Annotated in this window: 4 protein-coding genes and 1 pseudogene; 4 read left to right on the top strand and 1 reads right to left on the bottom strand. The window is 59.0% G+C overall.

Features of this window, described 5'->3' with window-relative positions; genetic code table 11:
• Positions 1–412: 412 nt before the first annotated feature.
• Entirely contained in the window at positions 413–568 is a 156-nt protein-coding gene (locus E5K03_RS17305; RefSeq protein ID WP_171006701.1) for a hypothetical protein, read from the bottom strand.
• A gap of 349 nt (positions 569–917) precedes the next feature.
• On the opposite strand from E5K03_RS17305, the gene E5K03_RS13820 reads away from it, so the two are divergent.
• The 4 genes and pseudogenes from E5K03_RS13820 to E5K03_RS13835 all read left to right on the top strand — a co-directional run.
• Positions 918–2,042, top strand: a complete 1,125-nt coding sequence (locus E5K03_RS13820) for a M24 family metallopeptidase (protein ID WP_138007387.1) — start codon at positions 918–920, stop codon at positions 2,040–2,042.
• Positions 2,043–2,149: 107 nt separating this feature from the next.
• Positions 2,150–3,187, top strand: a complete 1,038-nt coding sequence (locus E5K03_RS13825; RefSeq protein ID WP_138007388.1) for a DUF7544 domain-containing protein — start codon at positions 2,150–2,152, stop codon at positions 3,185–3,187.
• A 46-nt stretch (positions 3,188–3,233) separates the two neighbouring features.
• Entirely contained in the window at positions 3,234–5,483 is a 2,250-nt protein-coding gene (locus E5K03_RS13830; protein ID WP_138007389.1) for an NADP-dependent malic enzyme, read from the top strand.
• A 145-nt stretch (positions 5,484–5,628) separates the two neighbouring features.
• Positions 5,629–6,270 (top strand): annotated as a pseudogene (locus E5K03_RS13835) (ABC transporter substrate-binding protein); the annotation flags it as partial.
• Between the last annotated feature and the right edge of the window lie 93 nt (positions 6,271–6,363).

Raw genomic sequence — 6,363 nt, forward strand, 5'->3', positions numbered from 1 at the left:
TTAAGGAGATGCTCTTCTTCGATCTGATTGTCTGCTTGGTTTGGTTTCACACTACGTCCAAGCAGACACTTCCTCTAATCCGATGTGATCGACTGACATTGCATAGAGTATACAACCTGAATTGTGATATGGGTTTCTCCGCTGGCGGGTGTACTTGCTCTACAACTGGCGTGTCATATGAACATCCACAGTCGATTTCTGCGGTTCGACCCAGGTAGCGAAATGTTGGAATAAATATAGTTACACGATCCGTGCCACGGCGCTGGTTAAAACCATTCTCCGAACACGGTAATAACGCCCTCGGGTGATTTAATAACCCGTCCTATGTAGCATACGGCTCTTCGCCGATCTCCCCGTATGAATAACTGCGGTCGAGGGGGGTCGTCTGCTCAAAGTCCTCGAGCGCAGTGTGTCAGAGGCATTGGTTGGGTGTCTCGGTCCCCGCAGTCACATGCTTTCCTCCAAACCACCCACCATCTACCGGTGGGTTGTTCCTGTCAAGATACGCGATCTCGACGGCTCCCTCCTCATCGTCGAGCGCGACGGCCGACACGGTGATGGTCGTCAATCACACCCGGACACCGAAACCACGGGCGAACACCGCCAAAGTTCGGCTCGGTGTACACGATTCGTACTGGCTGCTCCTCCTCGAAGCGATCGCCTCGAACGGGGTCTACCGAATACTCTAATCGGAGGTGTGTCGTTCGCTCGGCGTCCTCGATCGCTTCAAAATGAACCGCAAGTTCGACAGTCGGATACCGGTCGGGGTCCCATTTACGACGACAGCGCGCGTTCCATCTTGCACACGAGTCTTGACAAAGATTGGACAGACTGTGCGAAGCTTCTATGACACGCTTCTACAACTGTTACGCGATCGAAATCGCGACTGTTTCAACGGTACGGTTCGCACCGCGGATATGGACGATAGATCGGACGGGACCGCCACGTGGTTGTCTGCACGGCAAGATCGACTTGAGGCAGCTTGCTTGGAAGCGGGCTGGCACGCGATCTGGTTCGCGCGGCCAAACGGATTTGCGTGGCTCACCGGCGGGAGTAACGTTGTCGATCGAGACAGCCCGATCGGAGTCGCGGCCGCAGGGTACTCCCGCGAGGATGGCTTTGTTGTCCTCACGAACAACATCGAAGCAGCCCGGCTCGTGGATGAGGAGTTGCCCGCAGCGTTTGCGGTCGAAACCCACCAGTGGTACGGTTCCTCGATCGAGGAGGCGATCGTGGATCGATCGCCGACCCCGGCGGCGGCGGATATCTCGATCGATGCGGAGGGGTTCAATCGCGTCGACGGGGCGACGCTCAGACAGCCGTTAACCGAGGCGGATATCTCCGCTTACGAAGACCTCGGACTCGAGGCCGCGACTGCTGTTGAGATGATCTGTGCGGAACTCCAACCTGCGGATACCGAACACGAGGTCGCCTCGGGGCTGCGGATCGCACTCGCCTCCCAGGGGATCAACGCGCCCGTTGTATTAGTTGGCGGAGCCGACCGCGCCCAGTCATACCGTCACTACATGCCGACGACTGCCGAACTCGGCGACTATGCGCTCGTGTCTGTGACCGCCGAGCGTGGCGGGCTGTACACGAGCCTCACGCGCACTGTCGCCTTCGACGAACCCGAATGGCTCGCCGATCGGCACGAAGCGGCCGCACGCGTCGAGACGACCGCGCTCGCGGCCACACAACGGGCCGCAGCCGCCGATGGGACCGCGGCCGACGTCTTTGGGGCAATCCAAGACGCCTACGATGTCGTTGGCTACCCTGACGAGTGGAAACACCACCACCAAGGCGGCGCGGCCGGCTTCGACGGTCGTGAATGGATCGCAACCCCATCGCTGGCCGAACCAGTTCACGCGCCGATGGCGTACGCGTGGAACCCGACAATTCAGGGGACAAAGAGCGAAGGCACTGTTCTCGTGACTGAGGAGTCGATCGATCCCGTAACGCTGACTAACTCGTGGCCAACGATCGGGGTCACGTCGATTGACGAGGAAACGACGATCGAACGGCCGGCAATCCGCCAGCTCTGAATTCTGGTTTTCGATCAGAACCCGCGCTCGGGGGCTTGCACAATGGTTGTTCCTCGATCGGAACCAGACGACCAACTTATTTGATCCGCTACTGAGTCAGTACAACCATGTCCTGGTACGCAGTCGAGAGCGTGGACACCGCTGCGACCGCAACGCGGCGGTTCCTGTTCCCGTTTTCCCCCGTTGCGTGGCTCAAGCTCGGATTATTGGTCATCTTATTTGGCTCGATCGGTGGCACGAATACGACCGGCGTTTCGACTAATGTCGGGAATGTCGGCACAAACTCTCCCGCAGACGGGAGCGATCCCCCGCCGGCGATCGACGCAGCCCTGCGCGATATTTCCGCGGCGATCCCGACGGATCCGACGACGATCGGTCTCATCGTTGCGGCCGTTCTCGCCGTCGGCCTCGTATGGACAATCGTCTCCGAGACTGCCCGATTCGTCTTCTATGAGTCGATCGACCGTAACGATGTCACGCTGCTCGCGCCGGCAAAACGTCGTCTCGGACAGGCGACTCGACTCGTCGGCTTCAAACTCCTCGTCTCAGGGCTCTTCGCACTCCCGTTCGTCGCCGTTGCGCTAGCGTTCTATTACAACGCGATCGATCCCGGCTCGCTTGGAGTGCTCGCCCCGATCGGCGCGATCGTCCTCGGGCTCTACGCTGTTGTTGGTGGACTTGTTGTCGTGTTTATCCTCCGGTTCACAGACGAATTCGTCGTTCCCGTTATGATCCGCTCGAACGATGGCGTCCTCGCAGGCTGGCGATCGATCGCACCGGCCCTCCGAGACGAGTGGAAACAGTTCGGCGTGTACATCGCCGTTCACTTTCTGTTATTGTTGGGGATCGGGTTGGCACAATCGATCGTGCTGTTCGTCCTCTTCGGCGTCATCGCCGCGATCGCCGGGCTACTCGCGCTCGTCGTGGTGTTCGGGCTCGCTGGCGGCATTGACGCCGCCATCGCCTCGACCGCAATCCTCGCTGGGCTTGGCACGATCGGGCTTTTGGGTGTGCTCGCGTTCATTGCGATTGTGGTGCCGATCCGAATACTCGTGGTGACGTATGTCACGACGTACGAACTTTCGGTCCTGCGATCGTTGGCTCCGGAGTACGATCTGCTGTCGTCGATCGTCGAAAGACAATAACGACAGATAAGATAGCTTTTTGCCGGTGCCCCCGAAGCACAGGGCTATGGGGCTGGATGACGACGCCCGGGAGTATCACCGCGAGGATCCGCCGGGCAAGATCGAGATTGCAACGACAAAACCGACAAACACCCAACGGGACCTGAGCCTAGCGTACTCACCAGGGGTCGCTGCGCCGTGTCTCGACATCGCCGACGACGAGGAACAGGCGTACAACTACACCGCAAAGGGCAACCTCGTTGGGGTTGTTTCGAACGGCTCTGCCGTTCTCGGGCTGGGAAATATCGGTGCGCAGGCGTCGAAACCCGTCATGGAGGGCAAAGGCGTCCTGTTTAAGCGGTTTGCGGACATCGATGTCTTCGACATCGAATTAGATCTCGAGACGGTCGACGAACTCGTCGCTTCGATTCGGGCGATGGAACCGACCTTCGGTGGAATCAACCTCGAAGATATCAAAGCGCCCGAGTGTTTCGAGATCGAATCGCGGCTCCGCGAGGAGATGGAGATTCCGGTGTTTCACGACGACCAGCACGGCACCGCGATCATCTCCGGGGCGGCGCTCATCAACGCGGTCGATCTGACCGACAAGGACCTCTCTGAGCTCGAAATCGTCTTCTCTGGGGCCGGTGCGAGTGCGATCGCGACCGCCCGATTTTATGTCTCACTCGGTGCAAAGCCCGAGAATATCACGATGTGCGACTCCTCGGGGATCATCACGACCGATCGGGCCGAGGAGGTAAACGAGTACAAACGCGAGTTCGCGCAGGACTGTCCCGACGGTGACCTCGCAGACGCGATGGCTGGCGCGGACGTGTTCGTTGGGCTGTCGGTTGGTGGCATCGTCTCCCAGGAGATGGTCCGCTCAATGAACGACAATCCGATCATCTTTGCGATGGCGAACCCTGATCCTGAGATCACCTACGAGGACGCGAAAGCCGCCCGCGAGGACGACGTGATCATGGCGACCGGCCGATCGGACTACCCGAACATGGTCAACAACGTCCTCGGATTCCCGTTCATCTTCCGGGGCGCACTCGATGTGCGAGCCCGCGACATCAACGAGGAAATGAAACGTGCTGCCGCCGAGGCGCTCGCTAAACTGGCGCGCAAGGACGTTCCCGATGCGGTGGTCAAAGCCTACGGCGATCAGCCGTTGCAGTACGGCCCCGACTACGTGATCCCGAAGCCGCTCGATCCGCGGGTGCTGTTCGAGGTCGCCCCTGCGGTCGCGGAGGCAGCCTGCGACAGCGGTGTCGCCCGCAAGGATATCGACCGTGAGGCGTACGCAGAGCGTCTTGAGGCCCGCCTCGGGAAGTCTCGCGAGTTGATGCGCGTCGTGTTGAACAAAGCAAAGAGCGATCCAAAACGGATCGCCCTCGCAGAGGGGACCGACGAGAAGATGATTCGTGCGGCCTACCAGCTCCAAGAGCAAGCGATCGCCGATCCAATCCTCTTGGGCGATGCCGAGGAAATTGACGCGACCGCAAGGAATCTGGGGCTCTCATTCGAGCCCGAAATTGTCGATCCCGATCGGGTTGACCTCACCCACTACGCCGATCGGCTCTACGAGATCAGAAAACGAAAGGGGATCACCCGCAGCGAGTCGGCCGAACTGGTCGAAAACGACACGAACTACCTCGGCAGCGTCATGGTCGAAGTCGGCGACGCCGATGCCATGCTGACGGGGTTGACCCACCACTACCCGTCGGCGCTGCGTCCGCCACTGCAGGTCATCGGCACCGCCGAAGACGCGAACTACGCCGCTGGCGTGTACATGTTGACGATCGACAACCGCGTGATCTTCTGTGCGGACGCGACGGTCAATCAAAATCCCGATGCGGAGATGCTTGCGGAGATCACAAAACACACCGCCGATCTGGCCCGCCGCTTCAACGTTGAACCGCGGGCGGCGATGCTGTCGTACTCGAACTTCGGCAGCGTCCTGAACGCCGGGACCGCAAAGCCCCGGGATGCGGTTGCGATGCTCCACGACGACCCAACTGTTGACTTCCCCGTCGACGGAGAAATGCAGGCCGACACCGCCGTTGTCGAGGAGATCTTGACCGGAACCTACGACTTCTCGGAGCTCTCCGAGCCCGCGAACGTGCTTGTCTTCCCGAATCTTGAGTCCGGTAACATCGGCTACAAGCTGTTACAGCGCCTCGGTGGCGCAGAAGCGATCGGGCCGATGCTCGTCGGGATGAACAAGCCGGTCCACGTCCTCCAGCGCGGCGACGAGGTCAAAGACATTGTCAACCTCGCCGGCGTGGCCGTTGTCGACGCGCAAGCAGAATAAATTCGACACTCAATTTCAACTATTCTTACATAGATTACAAAAAACTCCCCAATATTCGAAGAACTCATTGACGATTGCGGTATATGACTGCAATATTGTCGAATCAATCAGTAGATATATATAATACACCTCCGTGATTCGTGGTATGCGCGATAGACGCTCAAGCAGATTCAGCAGACGGCGCCTCCTCAAATACACTGGCAGCACGGCAACGACGGCTGGAATGATTGCGATCGCCGGCTGCGCCGGGGATGGCGGGAACGGCAACGGTGGTAACGGCAATGGTGGGAACGGCAACGGTGGTAACGGAAACGGCGGGACCGATGATCTCGACGAGATCACGCTTACGCTTTCGCAGTTCCCCGATACGATTGATCCGCTCGATCACATCACCGGAGACTACTTCAACGTTCTTGATCACATCTACGAGCCGTTGTTCGATTTCGAACCCGGTGAGGGAATCTTCCCGCGTGTCGTCGAGGAGACAGAGATCCTCGGAGACGGCGCGACCGAATTGCAGCTTCGAGACGATGTTGTGTTCCACAATGGCGACCAGCTCACTGCTGAGGACGTCGCATGGACAATAAACCGCTCCGTTGATCCCGATCTTGGGGTGCAAAGTCCGATCGGCACGTTCGGTCTGGGCTCAATCGAGGGCGCAGAAGCGACCGGAGAGACCACCCTTGAGGTGCAGTACGGTGCGGCACCTGGGCTTGCAGAATTCGAGTACGGCAACTACGCCCGGGCAATGAACCGCGAGTGGTCGATCGAGAACCACGATGCTGAGCGTACTTCCAAGCGAAGTGTGAATCTGGAGACCCTATTTGTGAAATTTTACTGAGGGGTACTGGCTGTAGAAGAACTTGACCGAACTATAGCG

Source organism: Halalkalirubrum salinum, assembly GCF_005543295.1.
In the GTDB taxonomy this organism is placed as follows: domain Archaea; phylum Halobacteriota; class Halobacteria; order Halobacteriales; family Haloferacaceae; genus Halalkalirubrum; species Halalkalirubrum salinum.